The following is a 21226-nucleotide window of genomic DNA, read 5'->3' as shown; positions in this document are numbered from 1 at the left end:
GACCATGGAAAACGAGCTCTTCGAAGCCGCACGCGAGGCGATGGCCAAGGCGCACGCACCCTATTCGAAGTTTCCGGTGGGTGCCGCCATCCGCGCGGAGGATGGCAAGATCTACACCGGGGCGAACATCGAAAACCTGTCCTTCCCGGAGGGTTGGTGCGCCGAAACCACGGCGATCAGCCATATGGTCATGGCAGGTCAGCGCAAGATCATGGAAGTTGCCGTTGTCGCCGAGAAGCTGGCGCTCTGCCCTCCTTGCGGCGGGTGCCGGCAACGGCTGGCGGAGTTTTCCGGCGCCAGCACGCGCATCTTTCTCTGCGACGAGACGGGCGTGAAGAAGACGCTCGCTCTGTCGGATCTGCTGCCGCACAGCTTCGAGACCGAGATACTCGGATGAGCAGTGCCGCGGAATTCCTGAGGGGCAGACTGGGCGGTCTGTCGCCGCGCTATGGCATCGTCCTTGGTTCAGGACTTGGGACACTCGTCGAAGCGGTGAGTAGCACGACACGCATCTCCTATGCTGACATCCCGGGTTTCCCCGTCAGCAGCGTTTCCGGCCATGCCGGCGAACTTGTCGCCGGCATGCTCGGCGAGGTCCCGGTCGTCATGCTGTCGGGCCGGGTGCACTATTACGAGAGCGGTGATGCCAACGCGATGCGCGTGCCCTTGCAGACGTTGAAGGAACTCGGCGTCGAAGACCTCGTGCTCACCAATTCCGCAGGCTCGCTGCGTGACGATCTGCCGCCGGGATCGGTCATGCGGATCTCGGATCACATCAATTTTTCCGGGTTCAATCCGCTGATAGGCGTCGAAAGCGATGATCGCTTCGTCGGCATGACCAGCGCCTATGACGCCGAGCTTGCCGCGCGCATGCAGGGCGCGGCTTCCCGGCTGGGAATTCCCCTGCAGGATGGCGTTTACATGTGGTTCTCCGGACCGAGCTTCGAAACGCCGGCGGAAATTCGCATGGCGCGTGTGCTCGGGGCTGATGCCGTCGGCATGTCGACCGTGCCGGAAGTCATTCTCGCGCGCTTCCTTGGCCTTAGGGTTGCCGCGGCTTCGGTCATCACCAATTTCGGCGCGGGCATGACGGGAGTCGAACTCAGCCATCACGAAACCAAGGACATGGCGCCTGTCGGCGGCAAGCGCCTGGCGGCCATCCTCAAGGACATGATTTCCACGGACGCGGCGGTTAAGTGACCATGCTTCCCCAGGAGATTATCCGCCGCAAGAGAAACGGCGAGCGCCTCGAAGCGGCAGACATCGCGAGCTTCGTCCGCGGTCTTTCCGACGGTTCGATCTCGGAGGGCCAGGTTGCCGCCTTCGCCATGGCCATCTGGTTTTCGGGCATGAGCCGCGACGAGACGGTGGCCCTGACGCTGGCCATGCGCGATTCCGGTGATACGCTCGATTGGAGCAGCATCGGCCGCCCCATTGCCGACAAGCATTCGACCGGTGGCGTCGGCGACAACGTCTCGCTGATGCTCGCTCCGATCGTTGCTGCGTGCGGCTTGGCCGTGCCGATGATCTCCGGACGCGGACTCGGACACACGGGCGGCACGCTCGACAAGCTCGAATCGATACCCGGCTATGATATCCAGCCGTCGGCCTCACAGTTCCGAAAGACGGTCGACGAGGTCGGCGGCGCCATCATCGGCCAGACCGCCAACCTGGCGCCCGCCGACAAACGGCTCTACGCCATCCGTGATGTGACCGCGACCGTCGACTCGGTTCCGCTGATTACCGCGTCGATCCTCTCCAAGAAGCTTGCCGCCGGGCTGCAGTCGCTGGTGCTCGACGTCAAGCTCGGCAACGGCTCGTTCATGAGCGATGCCGGCGAAGCCGAGGTCCTCGCCCGCTCGCTGGTCGACGTCGCCAATGGTGCCGGTGTGCGCACGTCGGCATTGCTGACGGATATGAATGAACCCCTGGCCGATGCGGCTGGAAATGCGCTTGAGATCTGGAACTGCGTTGCCTTTCTCAAGGGCGAGAAGAGCGGCACCCGCCTTGAAACCGTGGTGATGGCCTTCGCCGCGGAAATGCTCGCCGCCGCCGGCGTGGCAGTTGATCCGGTCGCCGGCGAGGCACTGGCTCGCACGGCGCTCGAAAACGGTGCGGCACTCGAGCGTTTCGCCAGGATGGTCCACGCGCTCGGCGGCCCCGGCGATTTCGTCGATCGTCCCGGACACTACCTCGTGCCTGCCCCGGTTATCCTGCCGGTGGAATCCGACAGGGATGGCTATTTGCACGCCTGCCAGACCCGTGAGCTCGGCATGGCGGTGATCGCCTTGGGCGGCGGGCGGACGCACCCGAATGACACGATCGACCACCGCGTTGGGTTCGCCGAACTGAAACCGTTGGGAACGCGGATTGTCAAAGGCGAGCCGATCGCTTTCGTTCATGCCGCGCAAGAGAATGCGGCCGAACGGGCGCGCCAAGCGATCCAGGCGCTCTACACGATCGCCGACGTCGAGCCGGAGGTGCGCTCGCCGATCCTTTCAAGGGTCATCTGACCAGGTGCAGCGCACCGTCTTCGACGCGGTAGGACGATAGACGGCTGAGGAAGCTCATGCCGACGAGCATGCCGGAAAGCGCCTTGTCGGGTAGCACCAGGGCGTCGACATCGTGCAGCGATATGCCGCCGATTTCGACCCTCGTCAGTTTGGCCGGGGCTGCATCGACATCGCCATTGGCTGTTCGAACCCGTGCATTGAAAGTGAGCGCTCCGGCCGACAGGCCGAGCCTGCGTGCGGTCGAGACATTGATCGCGATGGTGCTGGCACCGGTATCGACCAGACCACGTTCGATCCGGCCATTGATGCGGAAGGTTCCGAAGAAATGGCCCGAGCGGTCGGCTTCGAGTACCATCCCTTTTGCCGAAGCGTATTTTGCCGTCGTTGTCGGAACGGCGCTGTTTGCTCCCGTTTTGCTGGCGGCGGCAGTTTCAGGCCGCGACAGATAGGAACTCGCGAGGTCAGGAACGACCAGGGCCGCAACCGCGATACCGCCGGCAAATGTCAGCATACGTACGAACATGGCCTGATCTTCCGTGCTTGGGGCCGCAAAAATGCGTGCCGACAAAGCCCAGTAGAGCAGGGGATGGATAATGCGGTACAAAAAAACCGCCGGTTTTCCGGCGGTTTCCAGTCAATTTTGCGCTCTGGTTAAGAAACGGAAAATCACTTGGTTCCGTACATGCGGTCGCCGGCATCGCCGAGCCCCGGCACGATGTAGCCCAGTTCGTTCAGATGGCTGTCGATCGAAGCGGTAAAGATCGGCACGTCTGGATGGACCGCCTGGAAGTTGCGGATGCCCTCGGGTGCCGCCAGAAGGCAGAGAAAACGAATGTTCTTCGCGCCACGCTCCTTCAGCTTGTCGATCGCCGCAATGGACGAGTTGCCGGTGGCAAGCATCGGATCGACTACGATGATGAGCCGTTCGGACAGGCTCTCTGGCGCCTTGAAAAAGTACTCCACCGCCTGCAGCGTTTTGTGGTCGCGATAGACACCGATATGGGAAACGCGCGCCGATGGCACCAGTTCGAGCATGCCTTCAAGCAGGCCGTTGCCGGCGCGCAGGATCGAAGCGAAGACAAGCTTCTTGCCTTCCAGCACCGGCGCGTCGATCTCCTGCATCGGCGTCTCGATGCGCTCCATCGTCAGTTCCAGATCGCGCGTCACCTCGTAACAGAGCAGCGTCGAGATTTCCCGAAGCAGCCGCCGAAAACCTGCGGTCGAGGTTTCCTTCTTGCGCATGATGGTCAGCTTGTGCTGCACAAGCGGATGATCGATCACTGTAACGCCGTCCATGGCCACCTTCCCGGAAGTTTATGTATCCGCCCTTTTTCCATGGAATGCTCCGCGACCGCAAGGGCGTTGGGCGGCTCGTTGTGTTCATCCCCAGCGCGCTCGACCGCGCTGGGTGGAAGCGGGTTGCGGTCAGAGACGGGCAAGCAACCGCTGACGCGTCGCGTCGTCGACGAATGCGGCTTCGATCGCCGTCCTGGTCATGCCGTTGATATCGTCGTCGCTGAACCCCATCACCGCCGATGCGATATCATATTCCTGGGCAAGGGAGGTGTGGAAGAAGGGCGGGTCGTCAGAGTTGAGCGTTACCCGCACTCCGGCTTCATGCAAGGCCGGCAAGGGATGCGCGGCGAAATCCGGGAAGACCTGCAGGGAAATGTTGGATCCGAGGCAAACCTCTAGGACGACGCCGTCATCGGCGAGCCTTTTGACCAAGTCTGCATCTTCGATCGCACGCACGCCGTGGCTGATGCGAGACGGCCTGATATGGTCGAGCGCATCGCGCACGCTGAACGCACCCGAAAGCTCGCCTGCGTGAATGGTCAAGCCCAGGCCGGCGTCGCGGGCGATATCGAACGCCCGGGCAAAATCGGCGACGCGGTGCATGCGCTCCTCACCCGCCAGATTGAAGCCGGTGACCAGCGTATGCTCTCTCCTGGCGGCGAATTCGGCTGTCTTGACGACCGATTCCGGTCCGAGGTGGCGGATGCCTGTTATCAGCATGCGCGACTCGATCCCGGTCTTTCCCTTGGCGGCCTCCATGCCGGCCGCAAGGCTTTCGAGATAAGCATCGGCACCAAGCCCGATAGTGTTGCCGTGATCCGGCGAAACGATGATCTCGCTGTAGATCGTTCCAGCCTCGGCCAGTTCCGTCAGATAGGTTTCGGCAAGAAGCGCATAGTCCTCCTGCGTGCGAAACAGTGAGGCGACGCTGTCGTAGCATTTCACGAAACTGGTAAAATCCGCCCAGACATAGGCGCGGTCGGCGATGATCTCGCTGGTGTCGAGCCCATACTTTTCCGCCTGCAGCAGCGCCAACTCCGGTGGTGTTGCACCCTCGATGTGGCAATGCAGTTCCGCCTTCTTCAGATGTGCGGTCAAATGAGGCTTCTCCCGTGTAGGCCCGGTGCAATCCCGAGATGTCTGGCGACCGTTTCGCCGATATGCGCAAAGGTGTTGGCAACCCCCAGCGAACGGCTGCGAACGGCCGGGCCGAACATCAGCACCGGCACGCGCTCACGCGTGTGATCGGTTCCGCGCCAGGTCGGGTCGCAGCCGTGGTCTGCCGTCAGGATGACGATATCGCCGGGCTTCAGTCGCCGGTCGAGATCGGGCAGCCGTGCGTCGAAGGCTTCAAGCGCCGCGGCATAGCCGGCGACATCGCGGCGGTGGCCGAAAAGCATGTCGAAATCGACGAAGTTGGTGAAGACGAGATCGCCATCCTCCGCCTCGTCGATCGCGGCCAGGCTCGCGTCGAAGAGCGCCATGTTGCCGTCCGCCTTCGTCAGTTTCGTCACGCCCTGATGGGCGAAGATATCGCCGATCTTGCCAATCGCATGCACCGTGCGCCCCGCTTCCGCCAACCGGTCGAGAACCGTCGGTTCAGGCGGCAGGACCGAGTAGTCGCGGCGGTTGCCGGTACGGACAAAGGTTTGCGAGCTCTGCCCGATGAAGGGACGGGCGATCACGCGGCCGATATTGTAGTCGTCGAGCAGCCGGCGAACGATCTGGCAGAACTCCAGCAGGCGCTCCAGTCCGAAGGTGTGCTCGTGCGCGGCGATCTGAAAGACGCTGTCCGAGGAGGTATAGCAGATCGGCTTTCCCGTCCGCATATGCTCCTCACCGAGACGCGCGATGATATCAGTGCCTGAGGCATGGCAGTTGCCGAGAATGCCGGGGATATTGCCCTCGCGGCAGATCGCCTCGACCAGTTCGGCGGGAAAGGCGTCGCCCTCGGCCGAGAAATAGCCCCAGTCGAACATGACGGGCGTCCCGGCGATCTCCCAATGCCCGGACGGCGTATCCTTGCCGCGCGAGACTTCGCTGGCCGCGCCATAGGCGCCATAGACCCGGCCTGGAACCGGCATGCCCACCGGCACGCGACCCGCGGCCAATTTCGCCGCGTGCACGAGCCCGAGCGCCGACATGTTGGGAAGGTGTAGCGGACCTTCGCGCAAGCCTGCGCGATCTGCCGCGCCGGTGGCGCAGAATTCGGCGATGTGGCCAAGCGTGTCGGCGCCAAGGTCGCCGTAGGTTTCGGCGTCCGGCGCTCCGCCTATGCCGAAGGAATCGAGGACAAAGAGAAAAGCGCGCGCCATGAAAGATCCGGTAAGCCGGAGCGCGGGCAGAGCCTGCGATCCGGTGCTGCTACGAGCGCGGACGCAGATGCCGCCAGCGCAATCCCGAAGGAATAACGCCGGCGAAGCCGCATTGCAATTGGGTTCGCCTCTGCATGTTTCCTTAAATCGTCGCCGATTTAAGGAAAAAACATGCAGCGATTCAAAGTGCTACAGCGACCTTTGCGCGTCTGAAAAGACGCGCGGCGCTGTAGGCTGCGGTCAGCAGTCGGGGCACTTTATGATTTCGGCCTGGCGCGAACGGTAAAAGGCGGTTTTGGAGAGGTCGATCGTGTTAAGTGCGCGCGAACCCAGGCCTTCAGCAAAGAGCAGAAGCTCGTGTGGAACGACGAGTTCCGTGCGGACGACGAAGGCCTCGGTGGCGGCAAACTGTCCGGGGACGGTTACCGGTGAATTCGCGGGGTAGGGTACCCCGCCATTCTGGTCGCGTGACCAGATTACCGTGCCTTGGTTGGCGCTGTCGACTTTGATTCCGGTTATTTTCAGGGTGTATCCGGAATTCTGATAGGGCGCCAGAATGCTATTGGCGACATTCGACATGTTGCCGAGGTAAGTCTTGTTAACCTCGGACTGTTGCGCGACCAGATCCGCGACCGAGCTTGCCGCCCGCTCAACCTTGCTCTTCACGGTGAAGCCGAGAGTGACTTCGAACGCGCCGATATAGGCGACGACCAGCAATGGGGTCACGATTGCGAATTCGATTGCGCCGAAGCCGCTGCGGTCCTTTGCGAGCAACGCAATCGCTCTGTGAGCGCGCGTCAACAAGGAGGTTGTTTTTTTCGCGAGAGATATCACGGACGCCCTCATTCGTTTTCGTTGCGGAAAGTCGCGGTCGCTACCATGAGATAGTCTCGTGGCATGCTCGAACCAGCAGGGCGAAGATTGGTCACGAAAGGTCGCACGAGGTCCGTAATCACGCTCCAGCGATAATACGCACGCAGCACGTTGTATGTGCCCGGCCCCCCCGGCGCAAAGGCGAAGTTGCCGGCATTGATGTCGTTCGAGGTGGCCATCCGCGGTATATCGACCGGAAGCTGGGCTAGATCTGTCGTGCTCTTGACATCGATCAGCAGCCTGCTCGGCTCGGCCCCTTCGCCCGCCGAGCAGGTCAGCATTATGGAGATTTCGGTGCAGAACGCCTGGCGGAACTGTTGCTCCGTCATGTCCGTAGGCTTGCCTCTTGCGAAGGTGATTTCGCCGGTGCGGACCTTGCGCGCCATCACTTCCGTGGCGTGGGCGAGGAGCCGCTCGCCCGTAAAGGCAAAGAACGTCTCGAAGCAGGCGAAAACGACGACCATGAACGGGATTGCCAGAATCGCGAACTCGATCGACGCCGCGCCACTTCTATTCGCAAACAGACGTCGCAGCGGACCGCTGTTCGATCTCGAAGACTGCTTAGACCCTTGAACTTCCCGTTCGGCCAACATCTCGTCGTCCCATCATGTTACGTTTGATGGGCCAGAAATAAGGGGTAACTCTTGATATTTCGTTCTTGATGATCATTGGCATTTTAATGATCGCCGGCGTTTTCAGTCAGATTCTAGTTGCCGGTGCCGGTCGTTTTGCGCTCGGCATGGCGTTCGCAGTTTGGCGTGCATGACAGCACGGTGCGCGACGTCTGCTTATAGACGCGTACGGTGTTGCCCTCGTCGATAGAGACGAGAATGCGCTCGTCGACGATCGCATTGCCATCCTGGTCCAGGATCACAAGGTTCGTCGTGCCGAAATTGCGACCCGTAACGACGATCGTCTTTGCATCGGCAACGGTGGCATCGGCGACATCCGCATTGCCGATGATCACTTTGCTGACCGGACGATCAAGCTTCAGCACCCGAGCATGATCCATGTAGACGCGCATCATGTCATCCTGTGCGTCGGCCGCTTGCGCTGAAACGAATGCAAGGACGCCGGCAATGGCGGACACGAGGATAGGGGCTCGGGAGGCCCGAAGAGGCGAACGCATGGGAAGTCCTTATGATGGCTTATCCTCATCTTCGCGCGTCTTGGTGAATGAAGCATTAAGTCGCCTCCTGCCCGGTCGTTCTGTTTGCGAACCGTTTACCCAAAAATCAGCGATGCGACGTTAATCTTTTGGTAACCGCCTTCCTTAAGTCGGTGGCAATCCGGCGGGCATAGGTTGGGCTCATCCGATCAACGGCAACAGTTGGCGGACGTGCTGAACAACAAACGCGAAGTAGGAGAATCATCATGAAGAAGATTTTTGCCCGTCTGAGGAAGGACGAGTCTGGCGCAACCGCAATCGAATACGGCCTCATTGCAGCCCTCATTTCTGTCGCGCTGATCACCGGCGCTACACGGTTGGGCAATGTTCTCGATGGCCAGTTCGACTTCCTGGCGGAACAGGTTGAGGGCACGCAGCCGGCTGCTCCTCCTCCTGCTGGCGGCTAATAGCGCAAGTCACTCGCCTATGTGGAACGAAATACAGAAAGCCGCCCTTGTTGGCGGCTTTTTGTTACCTTGTCAGACAATCTTTCAGTCTTGCTCGCGGGGGTGAATGTGGATTTCATGCTCTTGTTGGCTTTCCTTGCGGTCTTTCCGTTGTGTCTGATGTGGGCCGCCACCTCGGACCTGATGACGATGACGATACCGAATCGCCTGTCACTGCTGCTCGCTATCGGCGCGATCGGGGCGAATGTCGTGGCCGGATCCGGTTTCGTTGACATCGGTTTCGATGTGGCTGCCGGTCTGCTTGTCTTTCTGTTTTGCTTATGTCTTTTCGCTGCAGGCGTCATGGGCGGCGGGGATGCAAAACTGCTGACCGCCTGCGCTCTCTGGTTCGGGCTCAACGGCTCTCTGCTGGCGTTCCTTTTGTACGTCTCGGTTATGGGCGGAGTCTTGACGGTTGTCGTCGTGATGTTGCGGTCCTGGCAGCACGTGTTGCTTGCCGCCGGCATTCCGATGCCAGGTCTTCTGCTTACCGCCAAGAAAATACCCTATGCGATCGCGATCGCTGCCGGCGCCTTGTTGGCCTTCCCGGCCTCACCCTTGTATCGGGTTGCGTTGGCGCAAATCGGTATCTGAAGGCCAGCGATGCAGCGCGCCGTCTGGTGACAATGCGTTAACCATGGCGATAAGTGGGTTGTTAACCATAATTACACCAATTCCTGATCAATCTGGCTCCAGAATTTCCGTGGGGCTCACGAACGATCATGAAACCTGTTCGCATCATCATTCTGGCGGTAGCCGTCGTTTCGGCGGTATTGGCCGGGCTGTTGGCGATGAAGCTGACCCGCGCTCCTGCCCGACAAATCGCCGAGCCGGTCATTGAACGAGCTCCGACGACCAACGTTCTTGTCGCAAGCAAGAGTTTGCCTGTCGGATCCAGGTTGGGAGCCGATGCTGTGCATTGGGTGGCATGGCCCAAGGATGGCATTGTCGAGGGCCTTATCACCGAAGAGAACCGGCCGTCGGCGATCGAGGATCTGGGCGGCGCCGTCGTACGTCTGCCGATCTTCAACGGCGAGCCGTTGCGCTCCGAAAAGATCGCCGACTCCTCGAGCCGGATCATGTCCTCCCTGCTTCCAGCTGGCAAACGCGCTGTCGCGACGGAAATAACGGTCGCGACCGGTGCCGGTGGTTTCATCCTGCCGAATGATCGCGTCGACGTCATTATGGTCCGCAAATCCGACGGCGATGTCTATCTGACCGAAACGGTGCTCAGCAACGTTCGCGTACTGGCGATCGACCAGCAGGTCGAGGAGAAGGACGATGGTTCGAAATCGGTCGTCGGCACGACCGCGACGTTGGAACTGACGCCGGATCAATCAAAGGTCATGACCGTCGCGCAGCAGATGGCCGAACGGATCTCCCTGGTACTTCGAAGTGTCGCGGACGCACAGGAGCCCGATACGAACGCTGCGGACTACCTTCTCAGCGGCGATGGTCAGCCAAGCATTCAGGTCATCAAATCGGGCTCCATCGTTAAAAGCGATGGAACCGTTGGGCAGGGCCAGCAACAATGATCGATCGAGCGGAGCGCAAGGTGAAGCGGAACGGAAGCAAAATTCGGACCTCCGTGGCTGCGGGAATCTCGTTTTGCCTGGCTTTTTCAGGGATGCCGTCACAGACGCCGATGCTGGCGTTTGCGGCGTCTTCATCGGTCGTCAGGATTGTCGAAAGCGGGCCGGGAGCGAAAAAGAAAGTCAGCCTGGGTCTTAACAAGGCCGTGGTCGTTGATCTGCCCGCCGACGCGCACGACATTCTCGTCGCAGATCCGTCGCTGGCCGATGCCGTGACGCGGACGTCGCGGCGAATCTATCTCTTCGGAAAATCCGTCGGGCAGACCAACATCTTCGTATTTGGACCCAACGGTGAGGAAATCGTCAGCCTCGATATCGAGGTTGAACGCGATATTGCAAACCTTCAGTCGAATCTGCGCCGCTTCATCCCCGATGCCGAGATCAATGTTGAGATCATCTCGGACAATATCGTTCTGACCGGCACCGTCCGGACCCCGCTCGATTCCACGAAGGCCGTGGATCTTGCCAAGGCCTTCCTGCAAGGCGGCGAAGCAACGACGCGAAACATCACCGCACAAGGCAACAATGGCGACGCCGACATTTTCGCGGAAGACCGCCAGGTGTCGCAGATCGTCAATCTGCTGACGATCGATGGCGATGACCAGGTCACACTCAAAGTCACGGTCGCCGAGGTCAGCCGCCAGGTATTGAAGCAACTTGGCTTCAACGGCAGCGTCGGCGATGGCGAAAGCGGCATCGGATTCCGCAACCCCGCCAACCTCGGAGATGCCATCGGCCTCGGCGCCAATGCGATCATCAAAGGGTCCATCGGTGGAACGACGATAGCGAGCTACATCAACGCGATGGAGCAGGCCGGTGTGATGCGCACGCTCGCCGAGCCGAGCTTGACCGCCATCTCGGGCCAAGAGGCCAAGTTTTACGTCGGCGGTGAGTTCCGGCTTACCGGCATGCAGCAAATCGACAAGGACGACGAGGGTAACGCCACCGTAAAGCGTGAAATCAACGACGTCGAATACGGCATTCGCTTGAACTTCAAGCCCGTCGTGCTCGGGCCGGGCAGGATCAGTCTGCAGATCCGCACCGACGTGTCGGAGCCGACCTATGAAGGCGCTGTCGTCACCGGTAACGGCACCAACAACATCCCTGGCAACACCTTCCTCGGCATCCGCAAACGTGAGGCATCGACCAGCGTCGAGCTCCCTTCGGGCGGTTCGATCGTCATCGCCGGGCTCGTGCAGGACAATATCCGCCAGGCGATGGCCGGCGTGCCGGGCGCGTCGAAGATCCCGATCCTCGGAACGCTCTTCCGCAGCAAGGACTTCGTCCGCAACGAGACCGAACTCGTTATCATCGCCACGCCCTATCTCGTGCGCCCGGTTGCCAGGAGCGCGATCTCCAGGCCGGACGACAATTTCAATGCAGCCAATGATCTCGACAGCTTCTTCCTTGGTCGGGTGAACCGGATCTACGGGCGCCCGGAAGCATCCGCGCCGGCCGGCCGGTACCATGGCAATGTCGGCTTCATCTACAAATAGGCGGGGGTCATGCAAACACGAAGCAGCTTCCACGAGAATTCTGAAAGGCCGAGTGCCATGTCCCTCAACAGATCCGGAGTTCCCGTTCGTCCTTTGCGGCACGCTGCAATCCTCGTCGTTGCCGCGGGGCTGCTGGCCGGCTGCGGCACGAAGGACAATCTTGCCACGGGCTCGATCCCCGATGACTACCGCACCCGGCATCCGATCGTGCTCGCCGAGGGCGAGCGCACGATCGATATCCCCATCGCCTCCGGCGACCGCCGGCTGACGCAGGGCACGCGCGACGTCATCAGCGGGTTTGCTGCCGATTATCGCAATTCGTCCACCGGCGTCGTCCAGATCATGCTGCCGCGCGGCTCGGCAAACAGCCATGCTGCGCAGGCCATGCGCAAGGAGATCCGCAGCGTTCTCGTTGCCGCCGGCGTCCCCGCGAAGCGGTTGATCGAAGCCGGCTACGAGGCCGGTCCCATGGGCGACGCCGCTCCGGTTCGCTTGAGCTATGTGGCGATTACCGCCCAGACCGGGCCGTGCGGCGAGTGGCCGGAAGACGTTGCGCTCAACACGATCCAGAACCGCAACTACTACAATTTCGGCTGCGCGTCGCAATCCAATCTGGCGGCACAGATCTCCAATCCGACCGATCTGCTCGGCCCGCGCCAGATGTCGCCGATCGATGCGGTGCAGCGCGGTCAGGTCATCCAGGACTGGCGCGGAACCGAAAAGAGTGACGGACCCGTCACCGTCTTCAATTGATATCGTTGGGATCAGCAGATGAGCACCATTGAGTACAGGATCGAAACGGGTGCCGAGGCAGGCGATCCCGCCTTCGATACGGTGCAGCCGGGCGACCTGGAGCAGGTCCGTCCGCTGCCGCGCATCTCGATCCATGCGTTTTGCGAAAGCGAGGCGATGCAGCGACTGATGGAGCGTTGCGGGCAGGATCGCCGCATGGCGAAGGTCAGCCTGCGCATCAACAGTGGCGGCATCGACGCAGCGGCAAACATGTTTGCGACCGTGTCGACGCCTAACCTGATCATTCTGGAAACGTCGACAGAGCCCCGATCGCTGCTGACGGAGCTTGCGCCATTGGCGGCGGTCTGCGACCCAAGCACCAAGGTCGTTCTCGTCGGCAAGTACAACGATATCGCCCTTTATCGCGATCTTATCCGCAACGGCATTTCCGAATATATGGTCGCGCCGGTGGCGATGCCGGACATTCTGTCGGCGGTTGCATCGATTTTCGTCGACCCCGATGCCGAGCCGTTGGGACGCAGCCTGGCCTTTATCGGCGCCAAGGGCGGCAGCGGTTCTTCGACCATCGCGCACAATTGCGCCTGGGACATTTCCAATCTTTTTTCAACCGAAACCATTCTTGCCGATCTCGACCTGCCTTACGGCACCGCCAACATCGATTTCGATCAGGACCCTCCGCAGGGTATTTCGGAGGCGGTCTTTGCACCCGAGCGGCTCGACGAGGTTTTCCTCGATCGCCTTTTGACCAAGTGCTCCGAGCATCTTTCGCTGCTTGCGGCGCCGTCGATGCTGGATCGCGCCTATGATTTCGAAGGCGGCGCCTTTCATCCGATCCTCGAAATCCTGCAGCGCAACGCACCCGTTTCGGTGCTCGACATCCCGCATATGTGGACGGAGTGGACGCGCTCGGTGCTGGGCGAAGCCGATGAGATCGTGATCACCGCGGTGCCGGATCTCGCAAGTCTTCGCAACACGAAGAACCTGCTCGATGCTCTGAAGAAGCTTCGGCCGAACGACAAACAGCCCCATCTCGTTCTCAACCAGGTCGGCATGCCGAAGCGTCCGGAGATTGCGGTGAATGAATTCTGCGAATCGCTGGAAATCGAAGCCGCGGCCATCATTCAGTTCGACGCCGTTCTCTTCGGCAATGCATCGAACAGCGGTCGCATGATTGCGGAGATCGACAAGAAGTCGGCGGCTGCCGAAACCTTCTCCCAGTTCGCGCATCTGTTGACCGGCCGCGCGTCGATGAAGAAGGCGCGACGCGGCGGCCTCGGCAAGGTGTTGGCAGCGCTCGGCAAGAAATAGACGACGCATAGAACGGACGGATCAGGAACATGTTCGGCAAACGCGGAAACGAAGGCTTCGGTAAGGTCGGCACCACAGGTGCCGCGATGCCGCCGATCGTCCCTGCCACCCAATCGGCGGTGATCGAGCGCACCGCCGTGCCGGTGCTTGCCGACTCTCAGGCGCCCGCTTCGCGCCCGCAAGCGCAAGCTCCGGCGCAAAGGAAGCGGCCCACCCGCACCGAGGACTACTACGACACGAAATCGCAGGTCTTCTCGGCCCTGATCGATACGATCGATCTTTCGCAGCTGGCGAAGCTCGATACGGAGAGCGCACGCGAAGAAATTCGCGATATCGTGAATGACATCATCACGATCAAGAACTTCGCGATGTCGATCTCCGAGCAGGAGGAGCTGCTCGATGATATCTGCAACGACGTTCTGGGATATGGACCGCTGGAGCCGTTGCTCGCGCGCGACGACATCGCCGATATCATGGTCAATGGTGCCGGTCAGACCTTCATCGAAGTCGCCGGAAAAACCATCGAGTCCGAAGTTCGATTCCGCGATAACGCCCAGCTTCTGTCGATCTGCCAGCGGATCGTGGGACAAGTGGGCCGCCGCGTCGACGAATCCAGCCCGATCTGCGACGCGCGTCTTCCTGATGGCTCACGCGTCAACGTTATCGCGCCGCCGCTCGCCATCGACGGTACTGCGCTGACAATCCGCAAATTCAAGAAGGACAAGCTGAAGCTCGATCAGTTGGTGAAATTCGGCGCGATCACGCCCGAGGGTGCCGTCCTTCTGCAAATCATCGGCCGCGTCCGCTGCAACATCGTCATCTCCGGCGGTACCGGTTCGGGCAAGACGACGCTTCTGAACTGCTTGACCGGCTTCATCGATCTCGACGAACGGGTGATTACCTGTGAAGACACCGCCGAACTGCAGCTGCAGCAGCCGCACGTGGTTCGCCTCGAAACCCGGCCGCCGAATATCGAAGGCGAGGGTGAGATTACCATGCGGGATCTCATCAAGAACTGCCTGCGCATGCGGCCCGAACGCATCATCGTCGGCGAAGTGCGTGGACCCGAGGTGTTCGACTTGCTGCAGGCGATGAACACCGGCCACGACGGTTCCATGGGTACGATCCACGCCAACACGCCGCGCGAATGCCTGGCGCGTATGGAGTCGATGATTGCCATGGGCGGCTATACGCTGCCGGCCAAGACAGTCCGCGAGATCATTTCCGGATCCATTGACGTCATCATCCAGGCAGCGCGCCTGCGTGATGGCTCGCGCCGCATCACCCACATCACGGAAGTCGTCGGCATGGAAGGCGATGTCATCATCACCCAGGACCTGATGCGCTACGAGATCGAAGGGGAAGATGCCAACGGCCGCATCGTCGGCCGCCACGTATCGACCGGCATCGGTCGTCCACACTTTTGGGACCGCGCCCGTTACTTCAACGAAGACAAACGCCTGGCGGCGACGCTCGACGCTATGGACAAGGGCTAGGAGCCACGATGTTCGGCATCAGCATTCCCGTCCTGGCGCTGGCATTCCTCGTCGCAGTCTCAGCGGCAGGGCTTGCCTATGCTGTTCTCTACTCCCGGATCGAAGCTGAGAAGAAGGCGGAAGGTCGAATTCGCAAGGTCGGCGCAGCCGAAACAGATCGCGTCAAGGTCAAGGCGGCTCGCGATCGTGTCAGCGAGATGTCGAAGCGACGCAAGTCCGTTCAGGACTCGTTGAAGGAACTCGAGAAAAAACAGCAGGAGAAGTCGGCCAGGACGACGCTTTCGATGAAGGCCCGCCTGGCACAGGCGAACCTCTCCATTTCCTTGACGCAGTTTTACCTTTTCAGTGCGGCTTTCGGCTTCATCGCCTTCATCGTCGCGCTCCTGGCTGGCCTCGGTCTGGCTATTTCCGCCGGTGTCGGCGTGATTGCCGCCGCTGGTCTGCCACGTTGGTTCATCGGGTTCCTGATCAAGCGCCGCTGCAAGAAATTCCTTGAGGAGTTTCCGAATGCGCTCGACGTCATGGTTCGCTCGATCAAATCGGGCCTGCCCCTGAACGACGCTCTGCGCCTCATTGCCGGTGATGGCCAGGAGCCTGTGAAAACGGAATTTCGCCGCGTCGTCGATTCCCAGCAGGTCGGCCTCAGCGTCACCGAGGCATGCGCCCGCATGATCAACAGCATTCCGTTGGCAGAGGTGAACTTTTTCGCAATTGTTATCGGCATTCAGGCGCAGGCGGGGGGCAATCTGTCCGAAGCGCTCGGCAACCTGTCGAAAGTCCTGCGTGAACGGAAAAAGATGAAGGCAAAGGTCAGCGCCCTTTCGATGGAGGCGAAGGCTTCGGCGTGCATCATTGGCGCCTTGCCCTTCATCGTGTCGTTCCTCGTTTACGTTACCTCACCCGACTACATGATGATCCTGTTCACCGACCAGCGTGGCCACCTGATAATCGGGGCCGGCCTGGTGTGGATGAGCATCGGCATCCTGGTGATGCGCAACATGATCAATTTCGATATCTGAGGGACGAGTATGGGCGAAGGATTGATCAAGACGCTGACGGATCCGAATATCATCTTCGCCGTTCTCGTCTCGTTTGCCGTGCTGGCGACCTTCTATTCGCTTGTCGTACCGTTCTTCGAGCGTGGAGACCTCGGCAAGCGGATGAAATCCGTGGCGACCGAGCGCGAGCAGATCCGTGCGCGGGAGCGCGCGCGTCTTGCGGCCGAGGTGTCGAGCGGCAAAGCCAGCCTGCGCGCTCAGAACAACACGTCCGTTCGCCAGATCGTCGAGCGGCTGAACCTGCGCAAGGCCCTCGTCGATGACAACACGGTCAGCCGCCTCAAGATGGCGGGCTATCGTTCACAGAACGCGCTCAACACGTTCCTCTTTGCGCGGTTCTGCCTTCCCTTCCTGTTTCTCGTCGTCGCGGTCGTCTATATCTTCGTGCTCGGCAATTTCGCCGAGAAGCCCTTCATGATGCGGTTCACATTTGCCGTCGGCTTTGCATATGTCGGCTTCTACGCACCGAACGTCTTTGTCGCCAATGCCATCGCCAAGCGACAGCATTCCATTCGTCGGGCCTGGCCGGATGCGCTCGATCTTCTGCTGATTTGCGTCGAATCCGGCGTGTCGATGGAGCTCGGCATGCGGCGCGTCGCCGATGAAATCGCCGCCCAGTCGCCTGCTCTGGCCGAAGAACTGGTGCTGACGACGGCCGAACTCTCGTTTCTGCCCGACCGGCGTACCGCGCTGGAAAACCTTGGCCATCGCACAGGCATCGATGATGTGAAGTCGGTGGTTCAGGCACTGATTCAGGCCGACCGTTACGGAACGCCGATTGCGCAGGCATTGCGCGTGCTGGCGCAGGAAAGCCGGGACCAGCGCATGAATGCCGCGGAGAAGAAGGCGGCCGCCCTGCCGCCCAAGCTCACCGTGCCGATGATCTTGTTTTTCCTGCCGGTTCTCATTGCCGTCATCCTCGGTCCGGCCGGCATCCAGGTCGCTGACCGCTTCTGATCCGCCAATCTGATCCGAAAGACGGCGCCGCGGGCCTTATTGGACGCGCAAAGTTCCTTGCGCGTTCTGTTGGCGTGCGGTGCTATAGAACCCTGCAATCAGAGTCGATTTGAGATCAGGACGCCAGCGAGGCAAGATCGTTCCGTCGAAGGCCTGCGTGCCATGCGGTTCCGCCAAGTCGTCTCAGTTGGTGTTGGCCTCGTCAGCCTTTGCCAGCTGCTTCCACGCGCCTTGCTGGGACAGCATCGAGCGCAGATACTTCACGTTGGCTTCCGCCTGTTCGCCGGAAAGCTCCTGGCGGGCAATCGCTTCGGCCTCTTGAAAGCGCCCCTGCAGCCCGACCGCAAGCGCGAGGTTCTGCCGCACGCTGCTGTCGGCGCCGGGCTGGCCTGTCGCCGATTTCAAGTAGGTTTCCGCGGTGTGCAGGTCCTTGGTCAGAAGGTAGGACATGCCGAGGTTGGAGAGTACGGAGGGCTCGTTGGGCCTAAGCTCAAGCGCTTCTCGGTATCGCAGGCGCGCTTCCTGCGCGCGGCCGAGCTGGTCGAGGATAGCGCCTTCGGCTGATTTCAGTTTCCAGTCCGGCCGGTCCGGCGTCTGGGCGCGGCTGATCGTGTTCAATGCCTGTTCCAGCTGGCCCGCGGCGGCTTGCGCCTTGCCGTAGGCGCCGAGGACCTCGCGGTCCTGCGGATGGTTGATCGCGACCTGCTGCATGACGGCCAGCGCCTGTTCGTTGCGCCCGGTCATGCGCAGGAGGTTGGCGTAGTTCAGCCCGGCCTCGCGATCCCGTGGGTTTTTCTCATAGGCCTGGCCGATACCTTCGGCCGCCTGCGAGAGTTCCGATGCAGTCATCGATTGAACGGGCTTCGACGTGCGGGAAATAGAACCCGTCGTCAGCTCCTTCTTCGGCTGATTGGCGCAGCCGGCCATGGACAGGGCGACTATCGCGATTGCGGCGCCTTGCAGCAGACGGCTGGCTTTTAGGGATGAGATCGTGCGTTTGGCCATCGGCGGTGTCCCCAGCATGCATTCGCGCACCAGAACTCCAAACAACATCGGCGCAACTTTCACTCCAGCAATAATCTGTTAACCCTAACAGAGCGTTAATTGCGCGAATCCATCACTGTCAGCCGAGGACTTCCATGGCCCCCTATCAATTCATCGAACGGCCGTCGCCGTTCAACACCAGCGCAGGCAAGACGCTGCCGATCTTCGCGGTCACGCCGGCGCATATCGAAACGGGAGCCATCGATCCGATCGCGCTTGATTGGGCGCGCAAGGCCGGTTTCAAGGCTGAATCGGGCGCTGTTCTTCTGATCCCTTCCGCCGATGGGCATCTGGGCGGCGCACTCTTCGGCCTGGGCGGCAACCCGTCCGAAGCGCCGTTCCTGACCGGCAAGCTGGCGCGCGCCCTGCCTGCGGGCAAGTGGCATATCGAAACGGCGCCGTTGACCGCCAACCGGCTGGCGCTCGGTTATGGTCTCGGCTCATACCGCTTCGAGCGCTACAAATCGGCAAAGGGCGAGCCGCCGACCTTGCTGATCCCGACCGATGCCGATGCTGCCGACATCAAGCGGCAGCTTGCCGGCGTGTTTCTTGCCCGCGACCTGATCAACACGCCGACCAACGACATGGGCCCAGAGGCGCTCGAGGCGGCATTCCGCGCGCTCGCGACGCACTACAAGGCGGATGTCTCGGTGATATCGGGCGAAGCCTTGCTGACACAGAACTTCCCGCTTGTGCACACCGTCGGCCGCGCGAGTGCCGAAGCCCCCCGCCTTCTCGAACTGCGCTGGGGCAAGAAGGGCCACAAGAAGGTAACGCTGGTCGGCAAGGGCGTCTGCTTCGACACCGGCGGCCTCGACATCAAGCCGGCTTCCTCCATGCTCCTGATGAAAAAGGACATGGGCGGTGCCGCCAACGTCATGGGCCTCGCGCTGATGATCATGGATGCGAAGCTCAAGGTCGATCTGCGGGTCATCATCCCGGTCGTCGAGAACTCGATCTCGGCCAACGCCTTTCGGCCCGGCGACATCTATCGCAGCCGCAAGGGCCTGACGGTACAGATCGACAACACCGACGCCGAAGGCCGGCTCATCCTCGCCGATGCGCTCGCCTATGCCGACGAGGAAAAGAACGACCTGCTCGTGGACATGGCAACGCTGACTGGTGCAGCCCGCGTCGCGCTCGGCCCCGACCTGCCGCCGTTCTTCACCGACGACGCCGAGCTGGCGCACGATCTCTTCGAGGCGAGCCTCAGCGTCGACGATCCGATGTGGCGCATGCCTCTGCACATGGGCTACGACAAGGATGTCTCCGCGCGCATCGCCGATCTGACGAACGCGCCTTCGGGCGGCATGGCAGGCTCGATCACCGCCGCACTCTTCCTCAAGCGCTTCGTCACCAACACCAAGAGCTGGGTGCATTTCGATATCTTCGGATGGGCGCAGTCCGAGCGGCCGCATTCGCCGGTCGGCGGCGAGGCCCAAGCCATTCGTGCGCTCTATCAGCACATTGGGCAGATCGCCAAGTAACGCTCGCACGAACACGGCCGGCGCTGACTACAGCGCCGGTCGCCAAAAAAAGAAACGCTTGCGTAACGGTGCGCAGCTATGGTGGCAAACGATCCACAGCGCCGGGCTTCCCTTGGAGGCGCATTGGTCGCTGTAGCCCTTTGGCTGTTTGCTTGAATCCTCGAACCGGAGAACGATCCGAGAATTCATGCGGTTGCGCAGGAGTTGTCATTGCCGGTCGAGCTTACGCCCTCTCAGGCCCTTGGGCTCTGGCACACGGTATCGCTGGAACAGGTGCGGGTCGACGGTCGCGACCTGACGCTGCGCCAGATGGCGATCCTCTTGCAGATCTATCTCGTGCCGCCACCCCACACCGTTCGTGGCCTTGCCGCCACGCTCGGCGTCACCAAGCCGGTGATCACGCGCGCGCTCGATACCATGGGAGCCCTCGGCCTCGTCGACCGCGCCCGCGATGATCGGGATCGACGCAACGTCGTCATCAAAAGAACGGTCGACGGTGCGCTTTATCTTGAAAAATTCGGCGATCTGATCATTGATCAGGGCCGTAAACAGCCTAAGTGAGTTGACATGTCGACACTTCCCGATCGCCGCCTGAATGCCTATAGGGCCGACCTCGCTGAGAGCCGCCTTCGCGGCGTCGTGGAGGCCGAACGCTATGTCGAGGGAAGCGTTGCACGCGTCTCGGTGCCGGTGGCGCCGCTCAGGGCAAAGCCCGACCTCGCCTGCGGTACCGATACCGAACTGCTGCTCGGCGAAACCGTTCGCGTGCTCGATACCAATGAGAGCTGGTGCTGGGTGAAGGCCGATCTCGACGGTTATGTCGGCTACCTCCCGGAATATTGCCTTGCGCCGGTGGTCAAGAGCCCGACGCATATCGTGTCAGTACCGCGCACCTTCGTCTATTCCGGTCATGATCTGCGTTTTCCGACGGTCTATCCGTTGTCGATGGGCAGCCGTCTGGCGGTCGTCGACGAGCGCGAGACCCGCGGCACCCGTTATTTCCTGCTCGACGGCGGCCAGGCGGTGATCGCCAATCATTGCATCGAGGTCGGCAGCGTCGTACCGGGCGATTATGTCTCGGTGGCCGCCCGGTTTGTCGAAACCCCCTATCTCTGGGGTGGACGTTCCGGTTTCGGCATTGATTGTTCCGGCCTTGTGCAGCTGTCGATGATGATGGTCGGCAAGCTCGCGCCGCGCGATTCCGACATGCAGGCTTCTGGTTTGGGAATGCCGATCGCACGTGAAGAGCTTAAACGCGGCGATCTCGTTTTCTGGAAGGGGCACGTCGCCTTGATGGAAGACGACGAGGCGTTGATCCACGCTAATGGCCACACGATGACCGTGGCGCGCGAGGGCCTGGAAGCTTCCATAAAGCGCATTGGTTGGCTCTACGACCAGCCGACGGGCTATCGCAGACCTTGATG

Annotated in this window: 23 protein-coding genes; 15 read left to right on the top strand and 8 right to left on the bottom strand. The window is 61.1% G+C overall.

Annotated features, from left to right (window positions below):
* The first annotated feature begins 4 nt into the window (after window positions 1-4).
* From BC363_RS13245 to deoA, 3 genes are read left to right on the top strand one after another with little or no spacing between them, the layout of a single operon-like run.
* Window positions 5-397, top strand: coding sequence for a cytidine deaminase (locus tag BC363_RS13245; protein WP_053252476.1), 393 nt, complete (start codon window positions 5-7; stop codon window positions 395-397).
* Window positions 394-1200, top strand: coding sequence for a purine-nucleoside phosphorylase (locus BC363_RS13240; RefSeq protein WP_065784793.1), 807 nt, complete (start codon window positions 394-396; stop codon window positions 1198-1200). Before BC363_RS13245 ends, BC363_RS13240 begins: the two co-directional genes overlap by 4 nt.
* On the top strand, window positions 1197-2513 hold the full coding sequence (deoA, locus tag BC363_RS13235; RefSeq protein WP_065784794.1) for a thymidine phosphorylase: 1317 nt from the start codon (window positions 1197-1199) through the stop codon (window positions 2511-2513). Before BC363_RS13240 ends, deoA begins: the two co-directional genes overlap by 4 nt.
* Here deoA and BC363_RS13230 read toward each other — a convergent pair.
* From BC363_RS13230 to BC363_RS13200, 7 genes are all read right to left on the bottom strand, one after another.
* The gene (locus BC363_RS13230; RefSeq protein ID WP_065784898.1) at window positions 2506-3036 is read right to left on the bottom strand and encodes a TIGR02281 family clan AA aspartic protease; all 531 of its coding nucleotides are present in this window, start codon (window positions 3034-3036) and stop codon (window positions 2506-2508) included. The two genes, deoA and BC363_RS13230, sit on opposite strands and share 8 nt — an antisense overlap.
* Window positions 3037-3179: 143 nt before the next feature.
* Entirely contained in the window at window positions 3180-3809 is a 630-nt protein-coding gene (gene upp, locus BC363_RS13225; protein ID WP_065784795.1) for a uracil phosphoribosyltransferase, read from the bottom strand.
* Window positions 3810-3938: 129 nt separating this feature from the next.
* Entirely contained in the window at window positions 3939-4907 is a 969-nt protein-coding gene (locus BC363_RS13220; protein ID WP_065784796.1) for an adenosine deaminase, read from the bottom strand.
* A complete protein-coding gene (locus BC363_RS13215; protein WP_065784797.1) occupies window positions 4904-6124 on the bottom strand; it encodes a phosphopentomutase in 1221 nt (406 codons plus the stop codon). Before BC363_RS13215 ends, BC363_RS13220 begins: the two co-directional genes overlap by 4 nt.
* Window positions 6125-6364: 240 nt before the next feature.
* Window positions 6365-6928, bottom strand: coding sequence for a TadE/TadG family type IV pilus assembly protein (locus BC363_RS13210; RefSeq protein ID WP_065784798.1), 564 nt, complete (start codon window positions 6926-6928; stop codon window positions 6365-6367).
* Window positions 6929-6966: 38 nt separating this feature from the next.
* Complete coding sequence (locus tag BC363_RS13205; RefSeq protein WP_141690297.1) at window positions 6967-7590, bottom strand: TadE/TadG family type IV pilus assembly protein; 624 nt, start codon at window positions 7588-7590, stop codon at window positions 6967-6969.
* A 113-nt stretch (window positions 7591-7703) separates the two neighbouring features.
* Complete coding sequence (locus BC363_RS13200) at window positions 7704-8126, bottom strand: pilus assembly protein N-terminal domain-containing protein (protein WP_083223581.1); 423 nt, start codon at window positions 8124-8126, stop codon at window positions 7704-7706.
* Between the two features lie 245 nt (window positions 8127-8371).
* On the opposite strand from BC363_RS13200, the gene BC363_RS13195 reads away from it, so the two are divergent.
* The 9 genes from BC363_RS13195 (at window position 8372) to BC363_RS13155 (ending at window position 17271) form a co-directional block, all read left to right on the top strand.
* Window positions 8372-8572 carry a Flp family type IVb pilin gene (locus BC363_RS13195; protein WP_065784799.1) on the top strand — a complete coding sequence of 67 codons (201 nt, stop codon included), beginning with the start codon at window positions 8372-8374 and terminating at the stop codon, window positions 8570-8572.
* A 117-nt stretch (window positions 8573-8689) separates the two neighbouring features.
* Window positions 8690-9205, top strand: a complete 516-nt coding sequence (locus BC363_RS13190) for a prepilin peptidase (protein WP_065784800.1) — start codon at window positions 8690-8692, stop codon at window positions 9203-9205.
* 128 nt (window positions 9206-9333) lie between these two features.
* Entirely contained in the window at window positions 9334-10146 is an 813-nt protein-coding gene (gene cpaB, locus BC363_RS13185; protein WP_065784801.1) for a Flp pilus assembly protein CpaB, read from the top strand.
* Window positions 10143-11699 carry a type II and III secretion system protein family protein gene (locus BC363_RS13180; protein ID WP_065784802.1) on the top strand — a complete coding sequence of 519 codons (1557 nt, stop codon included), beginning with the start codon at window positions 10143-10145 and terminating at the stop codon, window positions 11697-11699. Before cpaB ends, BC363_RS13180 begins: the two co-directional genes overlap by 4 nt.
* Before the next feature lie 57 nt (window positions 11700-11756).
* Window positions 11757-12452, top strand: coding sequence for a CpaD family pilus assembly protein (locus tag BC363_RS13175; RefSeq protein WP_065784803.1), 696 nt, complete (start codon window positions 11757-11759; stop codon window positions 12450-12452).
* 18 nt (window positions 12453-12470) lie between these two features.
* A complete protein-coding gene (locus BC363_RS13170) occupies window positions 12471-13760 on the top strand; it encodes a CpaE family protein (protein ID WP_065784804.1) in 1290 nt (429 codons plus the stop codon).
* A gap of 29 nt (window positions 13761-13789) precedes the next feature.
* Window positions 13790-15256, top strand: coding sequence for a CpaF family protein (locus BC363_RS13165; protein ID WP_065784805.1), 1467 nt, complete (start codon window positions 13790-13792; stop codon window positions 15254-15256).
* Between the two features lie 8 nt (window positions 15257-15264).
* Window positions 15265-16275, top strand: coding sequence for a type II secretion system F family protein (locus BC363_RS13160; RefSeq protein WP_065784806.1), 1011 nt, complete (start codon window positions 15265-15267; stop codon window positions 16273-16275).
* A gap of 9 nt (window positions 16276-16284) precedes the next feature.
* The gene (locus BC363_RS13155) at window positions 16285-17271 is read left to right on the top strand and encodes a type II secretion system F family protein (protein WP_065784807.1); all 987 of its coding nucleotides are present in this window, start codon (window positions 16285-16287) and stop codon (window positions 17269-17271) included.
* 183 nt (window positions 17272-17454) lie between these two features.
* Here BC363_RS13155 and BC363_RS13150 read toward each other — a convergent pair whose 3' ends face one another.
* Window positions 17455-18276: a tetratricopeptide repeat protein gene (locus tag BC363_RS13150; protein WP_065784901.1), complete on the bottom strand. Its 822-nt coding sequence runs from the start codon at window positions 18274-18276 to the stop codon at window positions 17455-17457.
* Between the two features lie 134 nt (window positions 18277-18410).
* On the opposite strand from BC363_RS13150, the gene BC363_RS13145 reads away from it, so the two are divergent.
* The 3 genes from BC363_RS13145 (at window position 18411) to BC363_RS13135 (ending at window position 21224) form a co-directional block, all read left to right on the top strand.
* Complete coding sequence (locus BC363_RS13145; protein ID WP_065784808.1) at window positions 18411-19802, top strand: M17 family metallopeptidase; 1392 nt, start codon at window positions 18411-18413, stop codon at window positions 19800-19802.
* 210 nt (window positions 19803-20012) lie between these two features.
* A complete protein-coding gene (locus BC363_RS13140; protein ID WP_065784902.1) occupies window positions 20013-20363 on the top strand; it encodes a MarR family winged helix-turn-helix transcriptional regulator in 351 nt (116 codons plus the stop codon).
* A 6-nt stretch (window positions 20364-20369) separates the two neighbouring features.
* Window positions 20370-21224 carry an NlpC/P60 family protein gene (locus BC363_RS13135; RefSeq protein ID WP_065784809.1) on the top strand — a complete coding sequence of 285 codons (855 nt, stop codon included), beginning with the start codon at window positions 20370-20372 and terminating at the stop codon, window positions 21222-21224.
* The last annotated feature ends 2 nt before the right edge of the window (window positions 21225-21226 follow it).

Source organism: Ensifer sp. LC384 (assembly GCF_001695865.1).
In the GTDB taxonomy this organism is placed as follows: Bacteria; Pseudomonadota; Alphaproteobacteria; order Rhizobiales; family Rhizobiaceae; genus Ensifer.
This window is presented reverse-complemented; position numbering and strand designations above follow the sequence as displayed.